This window comes from Psychrobacter sp. 1U2 (assembly GCF_051847575.1).
The window spans coordinates 1-1583 of sequence record NZ_JBPYDC010000157.1 but is presented as its reverse complement, the minus strand read 5'-3'; the positions used below and the strand labels follow the sequence as shown (position 1 = coordinate 1583).

Annotated in this window: 2 protein-coding genes; both read right to left on the bottom strand. The window is 38.2% G+C overall.

Annotated elements, in window-relative coordinates; translation table 11 throughout:
* The coding region (locus tag ACS8FD_RS14065; RefSeq protein ID WP_439276328.1) for a transglycosylase SLT domain-containing protein at positions 1-394 on the bottom strand (394 nt) is incomplete at its 3' end.
* 490 nt (positions 395-884) lie between these two features.
* Positions 885-1574, bottom strand: a complete 690-nt coding sequence (locus ACS8FD_RS14060; RefSeq protein ID WP_439262699.1) for an LrgB family protein — start codon at positions 1572-1574, stop codon at positions 885-887.
* Positions 1575-1583 lie beyond the last annotated feature (9 nt).

Sequence of the window (1583 nt, the reverse complement as noted above, 5' to 3'; positions counted from 1 at the left end):
CAGGAGAACGAGCATTAGGGTTAAAAGCTGACTCAGTGTGCATCATCGCTTTCATTAGGCCTGGATCAACGCCATGCCGAGTAGCAGAGGCACGAATATAGCTATCATAAGCATCGCGACTACCGCTTTTGCTAGCAGAGCTACTGCTATAGCTGTTACTACTACTATCACCGTCATACATCTTTGAGTCTTTGTAATAAGTCACTTTTACTTTTTTAGTAAACTTATCAAAATTACCAGTCGGATTGACGTTCGTTAAGAGAACTTGGCCACCCTTATCTTTATATATGTACATGTTACCAGCTTGAGCGGTAACCGAGAGGGTAGATAGAGCGATAGCAGTCAACATAAAAGGAGACAGAAAACGGTTAAATAGAGGGGCAATTTTTATCATAGAAAATATCACTTTTTATCGAATAACAGCAAATTACTCTGCTTATAGGCGTAATGTTTTGTTTAATAAAGCCATTATTAGTAGCTGCAGGTTGTCACACCAATGACTGCCATAAATAGCCAACAAAATTACGTCTAACCAAAATCACTTGCAATAGATACAAAAGATAATAGTTGCTTACTATATCATAAAATAACTTTTAACCCTATAACCTTGGTTTGGAATAAGCACTAAATATTTTTAATAAATATTTAGAAAAATCAGATATTAACGCTATTTTTATTTTGAACAAGATTGATAAATACGTTTACTTATAATCTGATTATAATGTTATAAGGACAAGCGAAAGACAAACAGTTATATAGGTTTAGACATTTCTGATAGACATAAGTTTTTAAAATAAGACACATATCGGGTTTGCGAGTGACTGGTTTTAAAAGTGACTGAATTTAAGATTGACTAATCTTATATGCTTTATAAGCACCAAACTTTAAATGCCTAAGGCACTGATAAAGATAGGCACCCAAACTGCTGTTAGTAAACCGTTGACTGCCAGTCCAAAAGCAGCATAACGTCCAGCTGTATGACTGATTTGCCAAGCTTCTACTGTACCAAACGCATGAGCGGCCAATCCTAATGCCAAACCTTTAGCGCGGTCATCATCTATACTGCGAAATAAGAACCGAGCCAGCATGCCGCCTATTAAACCTGACACAATGATAATTAAGTTGGCCATTGCTAAAGGCGCTTTTATCAAATCTGCCACACTAAGGCCAATAGGGGTCGTTACAGAACGAGTAGCGAAGGCTAATAAGGTGTCATGACTTAACGAAAATAGATAAGCCAATGACATGGGTAGGAGGGCGCCGACCACACTAGCGATGACTACAATATTGGTCAAGCTTTTGACAGGTAACCCTTTGAAGCTCATAGCGGCTAGTGGCACAGCCAATAATACGGTGACGTAACCTAATAAATGGTCAAAGACAGGTTTGGCAACACTATAATAATCATTGTAATCCCACCGTGAAATAAACAAAAATACAATGACTAAGACGAGTGCAGTAATGACCATTGGTAACCAAGATATCTTCCTTGCCAATACGCGAGCAATAACGTGTGCGGCTAAGGTGAGTAATATCGCTGCCAAGGTAGCTATAAATACACTATCAAAGCTCATGCTGTCTCT